Source organism: Flavobacterium sp. WC2430 (assembly GCF_040822075.1).
Classification (GTDB): domain Bacteria; phylum Bacteroidota; class Bacteroidia; order Flavobacteriales; family Flavobacteriaceae; genus Flavobacterium.
The window spans coordinates 1491373-1511527 of record NZ_CP162007.1 but is presented as its reverse complement, the minus strand read 5'-3'; the positions used below and the strand labels follow the sequence as shown (position 1 = coordinate 1511527).

Sequence of the window (20155 nt, the reverse complement as noted above, 5' to 3'; positions counted from 1 at the left end):
CAAATGATTATTGTATTATTTTTTTGACTTCATCAAAATTCAATCCGCCATAATTACCAGAACTCATCAACAGCAAAGCAGAATTATCAAAATTTAAGCCAAACAAATACTCTTTAAACTCAATAGGATTCGTATATATAATTAAGTCTTTTCTATTAAAAGCATTTGCAATTTGCTCATATGTAACTTCCTCTAATTGCTTAATTTTAACTGCATCAGGCGAATAAAACACCACCGCTACATCAGCATGTTCAAGTGCACCTTCGTATTCTTTCAAAAATTCGGCATTTAAGCTGCTATACGTATGCAATTCTAAACAAGCCACCAAAGTACGATTGGGATATTGTTCCTTCACCGCCTTTGTAGTTGCAGCTACCTTACTAGGAGAATGCGCAAAATCTTTATAAGCAACACTCGTTTTACTTTCGGCAATTTTTTCCAATCGTTTTGAAGCTCCTTTAAAACTGGCAATTGCTTCATAAAAATCAGCTTCATCAACACCCATGTTTTGACAAATCCATTTGGCACCAGCCAAATTATTTAAATTATGTCCACCAAAAACTTCGATAGGCATATCTCCTTCTGGAGTTTCTAATAATGTAATTCCATTTTCAACTTTATAATTTGGAGTAGTATATGGCAGTTTACGGATTGGATTGGTAGCTTCTTCCGCTACCCTTTTTACTTCAGGATCTTCTTCATTGTACACTAGAATCCCCCCATTTGTAATTTTACCAATAAAAATTTCGAACTGCTCTACATAATTTTCATAGGTTGGAAAAACATTAATGTGGTCCCAAGCTATTCCAGAAATCAAAGCAATATTAGGTTGATACAAATGAAATTTTGGTCGTCTGTCAATTGGTGACGACAAGTATTCATCTCCTTCCAAAACAATAAAATCATTTTCTTCCGTAAGATGAACCATGGTATCAAACCCTTCTAATTGCGCACCTACCATGTAATCCACAGCAATATCATGGTAATGCATTACATGAAGAATCATCGAAGTAATGGTCGTTTTACCATGAGAACCGCCTATTACAACTCGGGTTTTATTTTTAGACTGTTCGTATAAAAACTCTGGATATGAATAAATTTTCAATCCTAATTCTTGCGCTTTTAATAATTCAGGATTGTCTGCCTTAGCATGCATTCCTAGAATTACTGCTTCAACATCTGGAGTGACTTTTTCAGGAAACCAACCCAATTCAGCTGGTAAAATTCCTTTTTTATCTAAACGTGATTTTGATGGTTCAAAAATAGCATCATCACTACCCGACACTTGGTATCCTTTATTATGTAATGCTAAAGCCAAATTGTGCATGGCGCTACCACCGATAGCGATAAAATGAGTTCTCATATATTTTTCTTAGGTGTTGAATTTAAATTTTTTATAATTAACAAAACTGCCTCTGCCTTTGCAGGTTCTTTCATTTTGTTTTTGTACAAATTAGCCAGCATTTGGTAACTTTTTACAGAATTCCCAACTGCAATTGCTTTTTTATATTGCTGCTCCGCCTTAACGTATCTCTTAAAATACTCATCTATATGCCCTTTAGACAAAAGTCCATCAACAGCTGAAAGTTTATATAATTCATTTGAATATTGTATTGCTTTTGTTTCACTTCCCCCTACAAATCCAGGCAACTGAATGTACAATTCAATTAATGCCCATCTGGATTCAATATGCCTCGGATTAAGTGCTATCGCTTTTTCAAAAGATTCTTTGATTTCATCTACCATCCCTAAAGCCCTAAATTTATTAACGCTCAAAGCTTTCATAGCTAAAGCACCACCGTATTTATATTGAAAATTGGCTTCTGACGGCTTTAACCCCTTTAATTTTTCATACAATTCTATAGCTTTATCCCAGGACTTATTCTGACCTGCTATATCTCCTAAATATTCAATTGTTTTTAAATTTGTTGGATCCGTTTTTAAAATACTTTCAAAAACAATTTCGGCCTGATCCAATTTCCCTGCCTCAAATAAACTTTGTCCTTTATCAAAATTAGATTGAGACAATACTACGAGTGGGAAAAATAAAATGAAGTTTAAAATGTATTTCATTTTTCAAAAATAAGGAAATTTTAAAGGAATAAAAATATTTTTAGCTTAGATAAAAAAGTAAAAAAATAGAGAATGCGATTAAAATAATAATGTATTAGAAAAGTTTAAAAAACCTTATCATAACATAGTCCAATTACTTTTGTTTTAACAATTTAAAATAGAAAAACTAAAAACAAAATCATTCTTGTCTCTTTATATAAATTAGGATTTATGAAAATATTTTATGCAATACAAGCTACTGGTAATGGACATATCAGTAGAGCAATGCAACTTTATCCTTATTTACAAAAATACGGAACTATAGATTTCTTTTTAAGCGGAAACAATACCAGCCTCGATATTAAGCTACCTGTAAAATACAAAAGCAAAGGCTGTAGTTTACATTACAGTAAATGTGGTGGCTTAGATTATTGGGATATTGTAAAAAACATTAAACCCAGACAAATTTACAAAGATGCTGAATCACTGCCTTTAAAAGACTATGATATAATTATAAATGATTTTGATTCTATAACCTCTTTGGCCTGTAAAATGCAAAATGTTAACTCGGTACAATTAGGACATCAAGCTAGCTTCATTTCGACACATACTCCAAGACCAGAAAAAAAGAGCCTAATGGGAGAAATGATCTTAAAACACTACGCTCCATCTCGAAAAAACATTGGCTTGCATTTTGAAAAATATGATTCTTTTATCCTTCCACCAATCATTAAAGATGAAATCATAGCATCAGAACCAACCAATTTAAAGCACATTACAGTGTATTTACCTTCCTTTGATAAAGATTGCTTAGAAAAAGCCTTTAATAGCATTCCTGGGATTCAATTTCACTGGTTTCTAAATACAGTGGAACAAACACACAAAATAGGCAACATTACCTATTTTCCTGTAAATCAAAAAAAATTCAATAAAAGCCTTATTACTTGTGAGGGAATCATTACTGGTGGCGGATTTGAAACTCCTTCCGAAGCTTTGTATCTTGGTAAAAAAGTACTTTCCATTCCTATTCGTAATCATTACGAACAAGAGTGCAATGCTGCTGCTTTAAAAAAACTGGGGGTTCCCGTTGTCTATGAAGTGGGGGATGATTTTAATACGATTATAGAAAACTGGATTGATTTAGATCTTATCTATCCAAAAATGCAGGCCAATAATATCCCCGAAACCCTCGAATACTTATTTGACACTTACAAAGACTAAATTATTATTATTATTATTATGGGCTGTCCCGCAAAAAAAAAGCGGGTCGGGCTATATGCTACAATCTTTATTGAGGTAAAAAAACCTCAATAAAGATTGTAGCATATAGCCCTCATCCAAAAAAAAATTCTGATATAATCACAATACTGTCAACTAATTACTTCCTTTTTAATAAAATGAGCCAATAGCAGCAATTTTATGTTTTTTTATTACATTAGCTACCAATAGTAAAAAACAAAACATGAAAACATTAGATCAATGGTTTGAAGAATACAGTTTAAGTCATAAAAACGTGACCAATAAAAAAATTCATTACCTCTGTGTGCCTTTAATCTTTTTCTCTGTCGTAGGATTGTTCATGAGCATTCCCAATCAAATATTAGAACCACTTGCTTCTCTCCATCCTATTTTTGCCAATTGGGCTTTTGTTGTCTTAGTGTTCGTATTGTTTTTCTATTTTAGACTATCATTAGCTATGGGATTAAAAATGTTACTATTTACAGCGCTATGTTTAGTTGGCAACTATATTATTTCACAAACATTTCCATTATTATGGTTTTCAATTGCTGTATTTACTATTGGTTGGATAGGGCAATTTTATGGTCATAAAATAGAAGGTAAGAAACCGTCATTCATTAAGGATTTACAGTTTTTATTGATTGGTCCAGCTTGGGTAATAGATTCTGTGCTTAAATTAAATTAAGAAGCATTTTACTAAAAAAACCCACTATAAAGCAATCGCGTCATAGTGGGTTTTTTATTTATAGAAATAGACTCTTTAGTCATTCAACATTTTCCATAGTTTGTCTTTCAACTCTGTCAATCCTTGTTGTGCAACAGAGGATATAAACATATAAGGAACATCTTTGAATGCTACGTCCAATTCTGTTTTAAGCTCTGCTTTTAATTCGTCATCCAGCATATCACATTTTGATATTACCAGAAGACGTTCTTTATCTAGCATTTCAGGATTGTATTTTGTCAATTCGTTTACAAGAATATCGTATTCCCCTTTAATGTCTGGTGTATCCACAGGAACAAGAAACAATAAAGTCGAGTTACGCTCAATGTGACGCAAGAAATAATGGCCTAATCCTTTTCCTTCGGCAGCACCTTCAATAATTCCCGGAATATCAGCAATTACAAAAGATTGAAAATCTCTATAGGCTACAATTCCAAGATTTGGTTTTAAAGTGGTAAAAGGATAATCGGCAATCTTAGGTTTTGCAGATGTCAATACCGACAATAAGGTTGATTTTCCAGCATTAGGAAAACCTACCAAACCTACATCGGCCAAAACTTTAAGCTCTAGAATAACATCCATTTCAACACCAGGTAATCCAGGTTGAGAGTATCTTGGTGTTTGGTTAGTAGAACTTCTAAAATGCCAGTTTCCTAAACCTCCTTTACCTCCTCTAGAAAGCACTTGTTTCTCTCCGTCTTCAGTGATTTCAAATAAGATTTCACCCGTTTCTTTGTCTTTCACTACTGTTCCTAATGGTACTTCGATAAATTTATCGTCCCCATCAGCACCAGTACTTCTATCACCACTACCATCTCCACCATTACCAGCTTTGATATGTCTTGCGAATTTAAGATGAAACAAAGTCCAAAGTCCTTTGTTCCCAACTAAAAACACGTGTCCACCACGTCCACCATCACCCCCATCAGGTCCTCCTTTTTCAATAAATTTCTCTCTATGCAAGTGCGTAGACCCCTTTCCTCCTTTACCAGAAGAAACAAATATTTTTACGTAATCTACGAAGTTCCCTTCAGTCATAACTCTTTTCTTTTACTTCGACATTGATCTAAAATACCTGACAGCCACCAGCTGTCCTCCTTTTAATTTCAAATCCTCTGTCATTTTTTTTTAGTATTCAATGTTGAGTTACCCTATTCACCACATATCTTATGCTTTAAAATAGGGCAATCTATTTTATTTTCGTAATGATTTCACCATTACTTTATCAATCTTTATACCATCCATATCTATGACTTCCAATTCAAATCGATGCCAAATCAATTTTTCACCTTGTTTTGGTATATGTGAAAGCTCAGTCATAATTAATCCGCTAACGGTTGTCACATCATAATCATTTATCAAATCATCTAATTCAAAATAGGTAAGAAAGTCATGTAATGAATAATGCCCATCAACCAGCCAAGTTCCATCTTCCCTTTCTATCAGCTGAAAATCTTCTTTATAAAAATCAGACGCATCACCTACTAATGCTTCTAAAATATCATTCAAGGTGATGACACCTTGAAAAACACCATATTCATCAGCCACAAAAGAATAATGAATTCCTGATTTTTTAAATTTCTCTAATGCTTTATAAGCTGTAGTATGCTCCATCATGAATGGCGCATCAGTCATAATTTTAGAAAGATCAATCGTTTCATCATCGATGCGCGCAAAAATGCTTTTCAAATTTACAACACCTACAATATCATCATAATCGGTACCATACACTGGATAAATAGAATGCAGATCTTTTATTATGTATTCCTTAATCTGACTCTTATTTGCATCTTGCTGCAAGAAAACCACTGATTTTCTATGCGTCATCAATGAATTTATCTTTCTATCTCCAATGTGAAAAACGCGCTCTACAATATCCTGCTCAATTTCTTGCACTTCTCCGCCTTCGGTACCTTCTTTTATAAAAGCTTTAATCTCCTCTTCAGTAACTTTACCATCTGCATTGGGTTTAATTTGTAAAACCTTCAATAGAAACTCGGTGGCATGAGTTAACAACCAGATAAATGGCGCCGTTATAATCGAGACCATTTTCATAGGCATTGCCACTGCTTTAGCAATAGACACAGGATGATTCATACCAATTCTTTTTGGTAATAATTCTCCTAAAACCAATGAAAAAAAGGTTAAAACAACCACAACTATTCCCACTGAAATAGTATGAGAGTACGGCTTTAAAATTTCAAAACCACTAACAAAAGTTTCTACATTTAAAGTGATTTTATCACCACTATAAATACCTGTTAAGATTCCTATCAATGTAATCCCTATTTGGACCGTTGATAAAAACTTATTAGGTGAATTGGCCAACTCTAATGCTATCTTAGCACTTTTGTTTCCTTTTTTAGCAGCCGATTCTAATCTATTTTTTCTGGCTGAAATTAGTGCGATTTCAGACATGGAGAAAACTCCATTTAATAGAATTAAAAAAAATATTATTAGTATTTCCATGTTTTTTTTAGCCCAGATGGTAGTAAAAAGTGCGCCACTTGTAAAACCTTATTTTTCTTGATAAAAAAGAGCGCCCAGCGGAAGCTCCTTTTTTATTTTAGAAAAATTGATTTCTAAGCAAGGACTTGCAACGTACAGCTGGAATTGCTCCTATAAATTATCAATTACCGAACTTAAACGCTCTGTAATTTCTTGAATTGTCCCAATGCCATTTACGGCATAAAACTTTCCTTGTTTATCGTAATACCCCATTAATGGAGCGGTTTTTTCATTGTATTCTTGGTAACGATTTCTAATTTTATCTTCATCTTGATCGTCAATTCTACCACTTGTTTTTCCTCTTTCTAATAAACGTTGAATCAGGATTTCATCATCGGCTTCAAGAGCAATTGTGGCAGCAACACTAGAGTTAATTGTCGTAAGAAAAGCATCTAATGCTTCGGCTTGAGATATTGTTCTAGGATATCCGTCAAATAAAATTCCATTAGTATCTGGATGTTTATTTACCTCATCAATTAGCATTTTAGTGGTCAATTCATCTGGCACTAAATCTCCAGCATCCATGTAGACTCTTGCTTGTTTTCCTAGTTCTGTATCATTTTTCAAATTGAAACGAAATACATCGCCGGTTGAAATATGAGTTAACTTGTATTTTTCTTTTAAAAACTCGGCTTGAGTTCCTTTTCCTGCTCCTGGTTTCCCAAATAAAACGATATTAATCATAGTGTGTATTGAGTGGTTATTCTTTTAATTTATATACTTCTGGTAAGTTTCTTCCTAGTCCATCATAATCTAAACCAAAACCAACTATAAATTTATTTGGAATTCTAATTCCAACATAGTCAACTTTGATATCTTTTTTATACGCTTCAGGTTTGAAAAATAAAGTTGCGATTTTGAAATGCTTTACGTTTTGCTTTTTGAATAATTCTTTCAGCTCTACTAAAGTATTTCCAGTATCAACAATATCTTCTATTATAACAACTGAACGCCCTGACAAGTCCTGATTTAACCCTATTAACTGCTTTACCTCATCCGTTGATGTAGTTCCCTCGTAAGAAGCCATTTTAATAAAGCTTAGTTCGCATGGTTTTTTATAGCTTTTCATAAAATCAGAAACTACCATAAAAGAGCCATTTAGAACTCCTATAAAGACAGGAATTTCATCTGCAAAATCATCTTCTATTTGTGCTACCATTTTTGCAATCGCAAACTCAATTTCTTTGGCAGAAATAAATGGAACAAATTGTTTATCGTGAAGTTGAATCATTATTTATATGTTTTAAATAATTTGCAAAGATACAGAATTCGAAATTGACAATAGGAAAATGAAGATTAATTTGTGATACGAATCTAAAACCAACAAATAACAAATAGACCTAAATACATAAAATAACAAAAAAAATATCTGTTAAAAAACACAATCATTTGAAAAACAAGTATTTAAACGTTAAAAATAAACAGATAAACGAAAAAAAATTTAACAAATTTTATTTATTCTTATCTTTAATAGAGGATGTTTAAAATCATAAAACTATGGCTTCATTAAATCCAAATACCGCTATTTTAGGTATAAAAAACGCAAAACATTTGTTGCGAAGAGCCACATTTGTGTATACAAAAACCTTAATTGATCAATATGCCACATTAACTCCTAATCAAGCGTTAGACTTGTTATTAATCGACTCTCCACTTATAGTACCATTACCTTATGACCCATTACCAACCTCTGCACCTGTGGGGTACTGGACAGAAAATATTAATTTAATTTACAACCCCAGCGATCAATATAGACAATCTCCTATTTTATCTGGCTGGTGGTGGTTTAATTCTATAAACAGTCCAACTTTAAAATTCAAACTTTGCCATTTCTTATCGACCCGTTTTACAGTAATAAAACATCCAGAAGTTTTTGGGTCTGCTACGGAGTTTTATGACTATCTCCGATTGTTATTATTCTATTCCTATGGTAATTATAAAACATTAGCCAAAAAGATGACACTTAATAATTCTATGCTTTACTTTTTGAGCAATACTTATAATGTCAAATCTTCTCCAAATGAAAACTACGCCCGAGAGTTTTTGGAATTATTTACAATAGGAAGAGGCCCTCAAATAGCAGTAGGTAATTATACCAATTACACTGAATCCGACATCGTTCAAGCCGCAAGAGTTCTAACGGGCTTTAAAAGACAGTCGAATAGATCCGTTATAGATTCCGAAACAAATATCCCTAAAGGATACAATGTGTTTTCCGACCATAATACCAGTGCCAAAATTTTCAGTAGTGCATTTAACAACACCACAATAACATCTGCAACAGACAGTATGTCAATGGATAACGAATTAAATAGCTTTGTTGAAATGATCTTTAATCAACAAGAAACAGCTAAAAATATTTGTAGAAAACTCTATACTTATTTTGTAAAAAGCAATATTAGTATCGAAACAGAAAATGATATTATAATTCCTTTATCACAAGAGCTTTACAATAACGGTTATGAAATTGTTCCAATAATACGAAAATTACTCATTAGCCTACATTTTTATGATTTAGATGATACCGACCCGACAGATGAAACCATTGGGGCAATGATCAAATCTCCAATTCAACAATTGTCGGAAACCTGTACGTATCTTCAGGCAACAATACCAAACCCTACAGTAGAGCCATTTGATTATTTCCAAGTGTTTTGGAACTTTGTTAACGGTACCTTTTCACTAAACTCTAATATGAAGTTATTTGAACCCGATACAGTTGCGGGACATCTTGCTTATTATCAGTCACCCGAATATGACAAAAAATGGATTTCTGGATCTACCCTAATTGCAAAATACAGATTAGGAGAATCACTACTTGATGGATTAAATAGAATAGGCAACAACAGTACAATCGCTGCTAAAATCTCTATTTCTGAAGTCATAAAAAATAGTGGAATTATCTCAAATCCTTCTGACGCTCATATATTAACTTCCGAATTATCCAATGCCCTTTTTGCTCAAGAAGCAAATACAGAACGTATTTCTTATTTTATGAATTCTTTTTTGTTACAGGGTTTTGCTTCAAATTACTGGACTGACTCCTGGAATAATTACATCAGCACGAATAACAATACAGTAGTAGAATCCCGATTAAAACTATTAGTAATTAAAATATTAAGAGCTCCCGAATCTCAAATGTTTTAGCCTTTTTTCTGAATTAAAAAAACCTAAAAACTAAAAACATGAGAAGAAGAAATTTTATCCAAATAACTTCTACGGCTAGTGTATTGTCATTATTTCCCTCCGAAGTTTTCGCCCTTTTCAAATCAGCTGGAATGACTACCTGTCCTGATGTGATCTCTAAAAAAATCGTTTTAATTCAATTATCTGGCGCCAACGATGGTTTAAACACAATTATACCCATTAACCAGTATGATACTTATGCTTCGCTGCGCCCTAACATCAAACTCAATAATATTGGCGCTTCAAATGGGATCATTAATTTGGACTCCACATTAGCGCTTACGGATCAAGTTGGTTTGCACCCTTCATTGACTGGCTTTAAATCCTTGTACGACAGTGGATTTATGAGAGTCATTCAAGGTGTTGGCTATCCATTTCAAAACAAATCCCATTTTAAATCAACTGACTTATGGCTAACAGGTGGTGATGGAACAACAGCAAACAACTCTTTAACAAGCGGTTGGATTGGTCGTTTTTTAGAACATTACTATTCTAATTTTCTAACATCAAATTTCCCCTTAGGGATTCAGCTCGGGAACAGCGACAATTCTTTAGGTTTCTATGGTGAAGTAGAACACAACATGTCCTTAAATATTACGGGACAATCTCCATCTGGATTCTATTCAGTTGTAAATGGATTAGGAGGAAGTCCTCCTACTGCGATTCCAAAATCAGAATACGGTGATTTAATTCAATTCATCATTAATAATGATGCTGCTACAAATACTTATGCTCAGACCATATCCAACTCCTTTAATACAGGTTCAAATTCAATACCCTACCCAAATACAACATTGGCAAATCAACTAAAAACCGTAGCTCGATTTATTTCTGGAGGCCTTCAAACTAAAGTTTATTTAGTTAAACTAGGAGGATTTGACACTCATAACTTACAGGTTGCAGCAAATGACACCACACATTTAGGAGCGCATGCAGCACTCTTAACTCAATTATCAGAAGCAGTCAATGCTTTTATTATTGATTTAAATAATCAAAATTTAGGAAATGATGTAGTTTCGGTTACATTTTCAGAATTTGGAAGAAAAGCGGGGGAAAATGCAAGTTTAGGCACCGATCATGGTGAGATTGCACCTGTATTCGTTTTTGGCAATTCAATAACCCCAGGTATTTCGGGAACAAATGTAAATCTTTCAGAGGCTGTAGCGGGTAATGGTTATCAAATTAAAACGGTACAACATGATTATAGAAGAGTATTTAGTACTATTCTTCAAGATTGGTTTGGAACAAGTAATCAGACATTGGATTTAAGCTTTTATAATTACACAAACAATACAGGTTTTTCAAATAATAAAATTGTTGATTTGATAAAACCTCAATATGTTGTTAACTCTTCCTGTTATACTAATAGTACTTTATCAATAAATGAATTTAAAAAACCAGCTGAGGCAATAGTATATCCTAACCCTGCCTCAGAATTAATCACTATTAATCTACATAACAATAATGAAATTTATTCAGCATCCTTATTTTCATTAGACGGAAAACTAATTGCTAAATTTAACAATCCACAAATAGGGAATCAGTATTCAATTAATGTTCAAAATATCCCCTCTGGATTCTACTTTTTAAAAATCGAAACCGATAAGGGTTCATTATCAAAAAAAATAATTATTAGAAGATAGAAGCCAATAGTCAAACAACTATTTAACAATATTAAAATGTATCTTTTTTATTTTACTCATTTAAAAGTATCTTTGCATGCAACAAATAACAATACAATGAATTATTTTTCTTCTGATTTTAAATTGGGAATTCTAGGTGGTGGACAATTGGGTAAAATGATGCTATTCGATACCCGTAAATTTGACATACAAACCTATGTTTTAGATCCAAGTGAAGAAGCGCCAAGTCGTATAGCTTGTGATCATTTTTTTCAGGGTGACTTAATGGATTTTGAAACTGTTTATAATTTTGGAAAAAAAGTAGATGTGCTTACTTTTGAAATCGAACTTGTTAATCTCGAAGCTCTAATAAAGCTAGAGAATGAAGGATTAAAAGTATACCCTTCGCCTAAAACGCTACAATTAATTCAAAACAAAGGAATTCAAAAAGCATTTTATGCTGAGCATAATATCCCAACCGCCCCGTTCAAGCGATTTGACAATTTAAAAGCCCTAGTAGTTAAAATTTTAGATTCTAAAATAAAATTGCCGTTTGTATGGAAATGTACTGAGTTTGGTTATGATGGAAATGGAGTAAAAGTCATTCGTCAAATAGCTGATTTAGATCACCTGCCTAATGTAGAATGCATTGCCGAAGAAATGGTGCCTTTCAAAAACGAATTAGCTGTTATTGTTTGTCGCAGTCCATCGGGCGAAATTAAAACGTATCCTGTAGTTGAAATGGAATTTCATCCGGAAGCCAATCAGGTAGAATACGTAATTTGCCCTGCTCGAATTGACGACAAAGTGGCTGCTAATGCTAGAACTATAGCTTTAAACGTTTCTGAAAAATTCAATCATGTTGGATTATTAGCAGTTGAAATGTTCCAAACAGAAGACGATGAAATACTAGTGAATGAAGTAGCACCAAGACCACACAATTCTGGACACTATTCTATTGAAGCTAGTTTTACTTCTCAATTTGAAAACCACATTCGTGCTATACTAAATCTTCCTTTAGGAAATACAGATAGTAAAGTAGCTGGAGTTATGGTTAACTTAGTTGGCGAAGAAGGATTTTCTGGAAATGTTGTTTATGAAAACATTGACACTATTTTAGGATGGAACGGAGTCACTCCTCATATTTACGGTAAAAAACAAACCCGTCCTTTTAGAAAAATGGGACATGTAACTATCGTAAACCAAAACATGAATGAAGCCAGAAGAATTGCTGAAGACGTGAAGAATACAATAAGAGTAATCGCATAATATATTAAAAGATTGAAAAATTAAAAGATTGAAAAAATTGGTTTGACTCAAAAACAAGCTTCAATAGAAATCTTTAAATACTTAAATCTTTAAATCTTTAAATAATAAAAAAATGAAAGTAGCTATAATCATGGGAAGTATCTCAGATATGCCAGTAATGCAAGAAGCCATTGAAATCTTAAAAGGATTTGAAATAGAAACAGAAGTCGATATCGTTTCGGCACATAGAACACCTGAGAAATTATTTGATTTCAGTAAAAATGCACATACTCGTGGTATTTCAGTAATTATTGCTGGTGCTGGTGGAGCCGCACATTTACCAGGAATGGTTGCTTCAATGTCTCCATTACCCGTTATTGGGGTTCCTGTAAAATCAAGTAATTCTATCGATGGTTGGGACAGTATTCTTTCTATTTTGCAAATGCCAGGTGGCGTTCCCGTAGCAACTGTTGCTCTTAACGGTGCAAAAAACGCAGGAATACTAGCTGCTCAAATTATTGGAAGCCATGACGCTGCTATTTTAGAAAAAGTAATCCAATATAAAACAGGATTAAAAGATGCGGTAATCATAGCATCCGAAAGTTTACTTAAAAAATAACAGCTCCTAATAGCAAAAAAGGCTTCCCATTACGGGAGCCTTTGTTGTTTTAAAAAAATTGTTAGAGTTTATACCTCCTCTTCTATTTCCTCTAGAATACCTTCAAATTCAGAAGCGGTTATATCTTCATTATTAATCCAGTTCTCTGAAGTCACTAAACTGTAGTTTACATTATCTTCTGTATTCAATTCCCAAATAATACCTTCCGCTTCTGGGAAAGGAATGTTCTTATACATTTGATCGTCAAACAATCTTTTTATCAAATTCCGATCAGACAATCCGTTATTCAATAATTTCAGTACATTTTCGGCTGTCAATTCTTTCACTTCTCCATCAACTGGCGTCATTGAAAAATGAACAACTGAAGCTTTGGCATTAGGAAACTTTCCGTTATACGCTTTAAAAAGCAATTGATTGATATGAAACAAAGTCCCTTGCAAATGAATTTCGGGATACTCTTCACATACTTTATCAATTAACATATTATGAGAAATTTGCTCTATTTGTCCTTCATTTAATTCTTCAGACAATTTGTAAGCAAGCACTATTTCAGCCGCTTCGTTAGGCTCATAATCAGATATGGCCATTTCTAGTAATTCTGGTAAATTCTTTTTTTCTGCAGTAGCCGCATCTGGAAAATTGAATTTTTCTAGTAATTGAATAAAATCTTCATCAGACCAATACCCTTCCACTTCATTTACAGTATCGATACGCTTTATTATAATTTGGTAATTCATTTATTGTATATTATTTGCAATTGTTAATGATTAGCTTATTCAAAATCTAATCTAATTGTACAATTTAAGCTTTTTACCGCTTCTAACGAAATAAATAACATAACTATAACACAAATACTTTAAGGAGATGGAGCGCAAATCAATCCAATTTTAAACGCTCCTTTTTCTATAAATCGCTACATTTGTAGTTCAAAATATTTCGTTTCAAATAATGAAAACTAATTATAATACAATGAAAGTCTTAACTTCAAAATTCAATACTAAATACGATACTGCTCCTTTTTCTAAAATAAAGAATGAAGATTATCTACCCGCTTTTCTAGAAGGAATCGCATTGGCAAAAGCCGAAATTGACGCTATTGTCCAAAACAATGACACACCTACTTTTCAAAATACTATAGAGGCATTAGATTTTAGTGGATATACGCTGGATCGTCTTTCCAGTATTTTCTTCAATTTGAATTCGGCGGAAACCAATGACGAAATGCAAAAAATCGCTCAAGAAGTTTCTCCTTTACTCTCTGATTTTGGGAATGACATCACTCTTAATGCTGATTTATTTGCAAAAGTAAAAGCTATTTACGAACAAAAGGATAGCTTGAACCTTAACCCAGAACAGTCTACATTACTAGACAAAAAATACAAAGGTTTCTCTAGAAATGGCGCCAATTTACCTGAAGACAAAAAGATCTTGCTTCGAGAAATAGACAAAGAACTGTCTAAAACAAGCCTTAAGTTTGGTGAAAATGTTTTAGCAGAAACACAAGGGTTTCAATTGCATATTATAGATGAAAGCGACTTATCCGGCTTACCTGAAGGAACTATAGAAGCTGCTCGTTCACTAGCCAAGAGCCAAGATAGTGATGGATGGATTTTCACCTTAGATTATCCAAGTTATGTTCCTTTTGTCACTTATTCAGATAAACGTGAACTTAGAAAGAAAATGGCAATCGCTTTTGGCGCCAAAGGTTTTCAAAACAACGAATTTGACAATCAGGAAAATGTACTTAAAATTGCCAAATTGCGTTTTGACAGAGCACAACTTTTAGGGTATGCAACACATGCTCATTTTGTATTGGAAGAGCGTATGGCCGAAAGTCCTGAAAAAGTAAAATCATTCTCTCATGATTTATTGGCCAAAGCCAAACCTGCCGCTTTAAAAGAATTTGCTGAATTATCTGCTTTCGCCAAAAAACTAGACGGACTTGAACAACTAGAAAAATGGGATGGCGCATATTATTCGGAAAAATTAAAACAAGAATTATTTAATTTGGATGATGAAAAACTAAAACCGTATTTTCAACTAGAAAAAGTTTTAAAGGGTGCTTTTACCATTGCTGGAAAATTATACGGACTTACTTTTACTGAAATATTTGATATCGATAAATATCATGACGAAGTGGTGACTTATGAAGTTACTGATGCTAATAAGGAGTTAGTTGCTATTTTCTACGCTGATTTTTTCCCTCGAAAAGGAAAACGAAATGGCGCTTGGATGACTTCATTCAAAACCCAATTTATTAAAGATGGCGTAAACGAAAGACCACATATTTCTAATGTTTGTAATTTCACAAAACCTACTGAAACAAAACCTTCTTTATTAACTTTTAATGAAGTGACCACTTTGTTTCATGAATTTGGCCATGGATTACATGGAATGTTAGCCAATACTACTTATCCAAGTTTATCTGGAACATCAGTATATTGGGACTTTGTAGAGCTTCCAAGTCAAATCATGGAAAACTGGTGTTATGAGTCGGAAGCTTTAGCTTTATTCGCTACTCATTATCAAACTGGTGAAATGATTCCGATGGAATATGTTACTAAAATAAAAGAAAGTGCCAGTTTCCAAGAAGGCATGGCAACAATGCGACAATTGAGTTTTGGATTATTAGATATGGGATGGCATGGACAAGACCCTACATCAATTACTGATTTAAAAGCATTCGAAACAGAACAATTTGCCGATACACAATTGTATCCTGAAGTAGCAGAAAATGCTATGAGCACCTCTTTCTCACACATTTTTCAAGGTGGATACTCATCTGGTTATTACAGCTACAAATGGGCTGAAGTGCTCGATGCTGATGCTTTTGAATATTTTCAAGAAAAAGGAATTTTCAACAAAGAAGTAGCTGATAAATTCAAAGACAATATCCTTTCAAAAGGAGGAACAGAACATCCTATGATTTTATACAAACGTTTTAGAGGACACGAACCAAGTCCAGATGCTTTATTGAAAAGAGCTGGATTGATATAGATTTAAGATAAGTCGTTTTAGACATAAACCGAAGTAGTAATGCTTCGGTTTTTTTGTTTCAAACTGGGAAAATTATTGATCTCTATTCACCAAAACCACTGTTTTTAAAAGAAAACCACCATCAGCCACCAAAAAATCGGAATGCTTTCCACCCAAAAAGAAGTGTAATATTTAGATCGTGTTTCATTGGCGAAAGCCAAAAATAATGAAAGAGCGAGAACTAGAATTCCATTAACGATCAATTGTTCTTCAATAAAATTATTTTTTAAAAACTCTAAAAAATAAAAAGGAAGCAATAGCAACAAACCTACCTTTTTTGTTCGCTTCACACCTATTTGTTGTGGTACCGTTTTTAGATGTGGATCGTCATTTGCCAAATCCAATATCTCAAAAATAAGAATCAGCACAAAAACCAATATAAAACGTTGAATACACTTTAGATAAAAATCAAGTCCAAGTGAAATATGTGCATCTACTAATGGTAAGACCAGCGTTACTCCTACCCAACACAAAGCCACAATGTAAATTTTCACCCCTGCCCAATTTCTGGCATTCTTTCTATTGGGAAAAAAAGGAAGTGTATAGAGCAACGTTAAAGCAAGTACTCCTACAGAAACCATTTGTGTTATGAATTGCAATTTAAAGAAAAAATACCCCACAGCAATAAGAGAAAAAAAGCTTAAGCCGGCAATTAACTTTAGTTCTTTTCGCATGGTTCTTTTTTTGGCTCTAGCCAAAGCATCGTATTTTACGAAATTATATCCTACAATAGTGCCGAAAAAAGCAAAATAGGCCATAGATGTATCTTCAGATATGTTGAACATAAAATGAGTCATTCGCACCAATGCATATACAGAAAATGCAACGTGGATACTGCTTCTGATATAAAAATCCAATAGTTGTTTAAAGCTAATCATTAGACAAAATTAATCAATTGTGAGCAAATACCGCATTTAGTTGAAAAATTGATAAAAATTGAATGTTAAAACCCGAATTAGATTGTTTATAATACTTATTTTTGCATCACTAAAAAAACACAATATTACCATATATACATGAAAACAGACTCATTTGCTTTAAGACACTTAGGCCCAAGGGAAAACGATTTACCAAAAATGTTAGAAACCATAGGTGTTGAAACTTTAGATCAGTTAATATTAGAAACTATTCCTAGTGATATTCGTTTAAAGAAACCGTTGGAATTGGAGCATATTATGACTGAATATGAATATGCAAATCACATTCGGTTATTAGGTCGTACTAACAAAGTATATACATCATATATTGGTTTAGGATACCACCCTACCATTGTACCTCCAGCAATTCAAAGAAATATTTTTGAAAATCCAGGTTGGTATACGGCTTACACACCATACCAAGCCGAAATTGCTCAAGGACGTCTTGAAGCTATTTTGAATTTTCAAACCATGGTTATTGAATTAACGGGAATGGAAATTGCAAATGCATCGTTACTTGACGAAAGTACTGCAGCTGCAGAAGCGATGGCGTTGTTGTTTGATGTTCGTTCTAGAGACCAAAAGAAAAACAATGTATGTAAGTTCTTCGTTTCTGAAGAAATTTTACCACAAACTTTATCTGTTTTACAAACGCGTTCTGCTCCTATTGGTGTAGAATTAGTGATAGGAAATCACCAAGAATTTGATTTCTCAAAAGAGTTTTTTGGAGCTATTTTACAATATCCAGGAAAATACGGTCAAGTATATGATTATGCTGACTTCATCAAAAAAGCAAATAATAACGAAATAAAAGTAGCAGTGGCTGCAGATATTTTATCATTAGTAAAATTAACCCCTCCTGGAGAAATGGGAGCTACAGTTGTTGTTGGAACTACACAACGTTTTGGAATCCCAATGGGCTATGGTGGACCACATGCTGCCTATTTTGCGACAAAAGAAGAATACAAACGTTCTATGCCAGGAAGAATCATTGGAGTTTCGCAAGATGCTAATGGGAACCGCGCTTTACGTATGGCATTACAAACACGTGAACAACATATTAAGCGTGAAAAAGCAACTTCAAACATTTGTACTGCTCAAGTATTATTGTCCGTTATGGCAGGAATGTTTGCAGTATATCACGGTCCAAAAGGATTAAAGTATATTGCTAACAAAGTACACTCTTCTGCTGCAACTTTGGCGGAGGCTTTAAATAAATTAGGCATATACCAAACCAATACAGCATTTTTTGATACAATCGTTGTAAAAGCGGATGCTCAAAAAGTAAAAACTATTGCCGAAAAGAATGAGGTAAACTTCTATTATATTGATAACGAAACGATTTCTATTTCAGTAAACGAGACCATTTTATCATCTGATATTAATCAAGTAATTGCCATTTTTGCTGAAGCAGTAGGAAAAGAAGCTTTTGAAGTTTCGGAATATGTTTTAGAGAACAATTATCCGATGCTTTTAAACAGAACATCGGAATTCTTAACGCATGAGGTATTCAACAAATACCATTCGGAAACGAGTATGATGCGTTATATCAAAAAATTAGAACGTAAAGATTTATCATTAAATCATTCGATGATCGCTTTGGGTTCTTGTACTATGAAATTGAATGCAGCAGCTGAAATGTTACCATTAAGTATGCCGTATTGGAATACTATCCATCCATTTGCACCTTTAGATCAAGTAGAAGGATACACGAAGATGCTTAAAAAATTAGAGCATCAATTAAATGTGATTACTGGTTTTGCAGGAACTACATTACAACCTAACTCTGGAGCCCAAGGCGAATATGCCGGTTTAATGACTATTCGCGCGTACCACCAATCAAGAGGCGATGAGAAAAGAACTATTTGTTTGATTCCTGCGTCGGCTCACGGAACAAACCCTGCATCGGCAGCAATGGCTGGAATGAAAATTATCGTGACCAAAACAATGGAAAATGGTAATATAGATGTAGAAGATGTTAGAGAAAAAGCGATTCAATACAAAGATGAATTGTCTTGTTTAATGGTAACGTATCCATCTACTCACGGTGTTTTTGAAAGTGCTATTAGAGAAATCACTCAAATTATTCACGATAACGGTGGACTAGTTTACATGGATGGTGCTAATATGAATGCTCAAGTAGGTTTAACAAATCCAGCTACTATTGGGGCTGACGTTTGTCACTTGAACTTGCATAAAACATTCGCTATTCCTCACGGAGGTGGTGGACCTGGTGTAGGACCTATTTGTGTAAACGAAAAATTAGTTCCGTTTTTACCAACAAACCCATTAGTAAAAGTAGGTGGTGAAAAAGGAATTACTGCTATATCTGGAGCGCCTTATGGATCAGCTTTAGTTTGCTTGATCTCTTATGGATACATTTGTATGTTAGGTGCTGAAGGAATTACTAATGCAACTAAATATGCTATCCTGAACGCTAACTACATGAAAGCGCGTTTAGAAGAGCACTACCCTATCTTATATTCTGGTGAAAAAGGAAGAGCAGCTCACGAAATGATTCTAGACTGCAGAGGTTTCAAAGTAAAAGGTATCGAAGTATCTGATATTGCAAAACGTTTAATGGATTATGGTTTTCATGCTCCAACTGTTTCTTTCCCAGTGGCTGGAACGTTAATGATTGAACCAACAGAATCAGAAGATGTAGGAGAATTGGATCGTTTTTGTGACGCTATGATAGCCATTCGTAAAGAAATTGAAGAATCTTCTGTCGAAGAACCAAACAATGTATTGAAAAACGCACCACATACTTTAGCAATGCTTACTGCTGACACTTGGGTATTACCTTATTCAAGAGAAAAAGCAGCATATCCATTAGAATATGTAGCGGAGAATAAATTCTGGCCTAGTGTACGTCGTGTTGATGAAACCTATGGTGATAGAAATTTAGTTTGTAGCTGTGCTCCAATTGAGGCGTATATGTAAATTACACATTTTTATAACTTATATTAATGCCTCGATTGATTTCGAGGCATTTTTTTTATTC

General features: G+C 33.7%; 16 protein-coding genes. 8 read left to right on the top strand and 8 right to left on the bottom strand.

Annotated features, from left to right (window positions below; translation table 11 throughout):
- Positions 1-7: 7 nt before the first annotated feature.
- Both murC and AB3G36_RS06490 read right to left on the bottom strand, forming a co-directional pair.
- Positions 8-1363, bottom strand: a complete 1356-nt coding sequence (gene murC / locus AB3G36_RS06495) for a UDP-N-acetylmuramate--L-alanine ligase (protein WP_367757168.1) — start codon at positions 1361-1363, stop codon at positions 8-10.
- The gene (locus tag AB3G36_RS06490; protein ID WP_367757166.1) at positions 1360-2073 is read right to left on the bottom strand and encodes a tetratricopeptide repeat protein; all 714 of its coding nucleotides are present in this window, start codon (positions 2071-2073) and stop codon (positions 1360-1362) included. Before AB3G36_RS06490 ends, murC begins: the two co-directional genes overlap by 4 nt.
- Positions 2074-2283: 210 nt before the next feature.
- On the opposite strand from AB3G36_RS06490, the gene AB3G36_RS06485 reads away from it, so the two are divergent.
- Together AB3G36_RS06485 and AB3G36_RS06480 are read left to right on the top strand one after the other, a co-directional pair.
- Complete coding sequence (locus AB3G36_RS06485; RefSeq protein ID WP_367757164.1) at positions 2284-3273, top strand: glycosyltransferase family protein; 990 nt, start codon at positions 2284-2286, stop codon at positions 3271-3273.
- Between the two features lie 241 nt (positions 3274-3514).
- Positions 3515-3976, top strand: coding sequence for a DUF962 domain-containing protein (locus AB3G36_RS06480; RefSeq protein ID WP_367757162.1), 462 nt, complete (start codon positions 3515-3517; stop codon positions 3974-3976).
- Between the two features lie 75 nt (positions 3977-4051).
- Here the strand turns inward: AB3G36_RS06480 and obgE are convergent, their stop codons facing one another.
- From obgE to hpt, 4 genes are all read right to left on the bottom strand, one after another.
- A complete protein-coding gene (gene obgE / locus AB3G36_RS06475) occupies positions 4052-5053 on the bottom strand; it encodes a GTPase ObgE (RefSeq protein ID WP_367757160.1) in 1002 nt (333 codons plus the stop codon).
- 156 nt (positions 5054-5209) lie between these two features.
- The gene (locus AB3G36_RS06470; protein WP_367757158.1) at positions 5210-6484 is read right to left on the bottom strand and encodes a hemolysin family protein; all 1275 of its coding nucleotides are present in this window, start codon (positions 6482-6484) and stop codon (positions 5210-5212) included.
- Positions 6485-6634: 150 nt separating this feature from the next.
- Positions 6635-7207 (bottom strand): adenylate kinase, encoded by a 573-nt coding sequence (locus tag AB3G36_RS06465; RefSeq protein ID WP_367757156.1) that lies wholly within the window; start codon positions 7205-7207, stop codon positions 6635-6637.
- 16 nt (positions 7208-7223) lie between these two features.
- Positions 7224-7754, bottom strand: a complete 531-nt coding sequence (hpt, locus tag AB3G36_RS06460; protein WP_367757154.1) for a hypoxanthine phosphoribosyltransferase — start codon at positions 7752-7754, stop codon at positions 7224-7226.
- 266 nt (positions 7755-8020) lie between these two features.
- Between hpt and AB3G36_RS06455 the strand changes: the two genes are divergently transcribed.
- The 4 genes from AB3G36_RS06455 to purE all read left to right on the top strand — a co-directional run bounded on the left by AB3G36_RS06455 (position 8021) and on the right by purE (position 13198).
- Complete coding sequence (locus AB3G36_RS06455) at positions 8021-9670, top strand: DUF1800 family protein (RefSeq protein WP_367757152.1); 1650 nt, start codon at positions 8021-8023, stop codon at positions 9668-9670.
- A gap of 38 nt (positions 9671-9708) precedes the next feature.
- Positions 9709-11352: a T9SS type A sorting domain-containing protein gene (locus AB3G36_RS06450; RefSeq protein ID WP_367757150.1), complete on the top strand. Its 1644-nt coding sequence runs from the start codon at positions 9709-9711 to the stop codon at positions 11350-11352.
- A 96-nt stretch (positions 11353-11448) separates the two neighbouring features.
- Complete coding sequence (locus tag AB3G36_RS06445) at positions 11449-12600, top strand: 5-(carboxyamino)imidazole ribonucleotide synthase (RefSeq protein ID WP_367757148.1); 1152 nt, start codon at positions 11449-11451, stop codon at positions 12598-12600.
- 112 nt (positions 12601-12712) lie between these two features.
- Positions 12713-13198, top strand: coding sequence for a 5-(carboxyamino)imidazole ribonucleotide mutase (purE, locus tag AB3G36_RS06440; RefSeq protein ID WP_367757146.1), 486 nt, complete (start codon positions 12713-12715; stop codon positions 13196-13198).
- 68 nt (positions 13199-13266) lie between these two features.
- Here the strand turns inward: purE and AB3G36_RS06435 are convergent, their stop codons facing one another.
- Positions 13267-13935, bottom strand: coding sequence for a hypothetical protein (locus tag AB3G36_RS06435; RefSeq protein ID WP_367757144.1), 669 nt, complete (start codon positions 13933-13935; stop codon positions 13267-13269).
- A 232-nt stretch (positions 13936-14167) separates the two neighbouring features.
- Between AB3G36_RS06435 and AB3G36_RS06430 the strand changes: the two genes are divergently transcribed.
- Positions 14168-16195: a M3 family metallopeptidase gene (locus AB3G36_RS06430; RefSeq protein ID WP_367757901.1), complete on the top strand. Its 2028-nt coding sequence runs from the start codon at positions 14168-14170 to the stop codon at positions 16193-16195.
- Positions 16196-16299: 104 nt separating this feature from the next.
- Here AB3G36_RS06430 and AB3G36_RS06425 read toward each other — a convergent pair whose 3' ends face one another.
- Positions 16300-17112 carry a hypothetical protein gene (locus AB3G36_RS06425; RefSeq protein ID WP_367757142.1) on the bottom strand — a complete coding sequence of 271 codons (813 nt, stop codon included), beginning with the start codon at positions 17110-17112 and terminating at the stop codon, positions 16300-16302.
- Positions 17113-17250: 138 nt separating this feature from the next.
- On the opposite strand from AB3G36_RS06425, the gene gcvP reads away from it, so the two are divergent.
- Positions 17251-20094 (top strand): aminomethyl-transferring glycine dehydrogenase, encoded by a 2844-nt coding sequence (gene gcvP, locus AB3G36_RS06420; RefSeq protein ID WP_367757140.1) that lies wholly within the window; start codon positions 17251-17253, stop codon positions 20092-20094.
- Positions 20095-20155 lie beyond the last annotated feature (61 nt).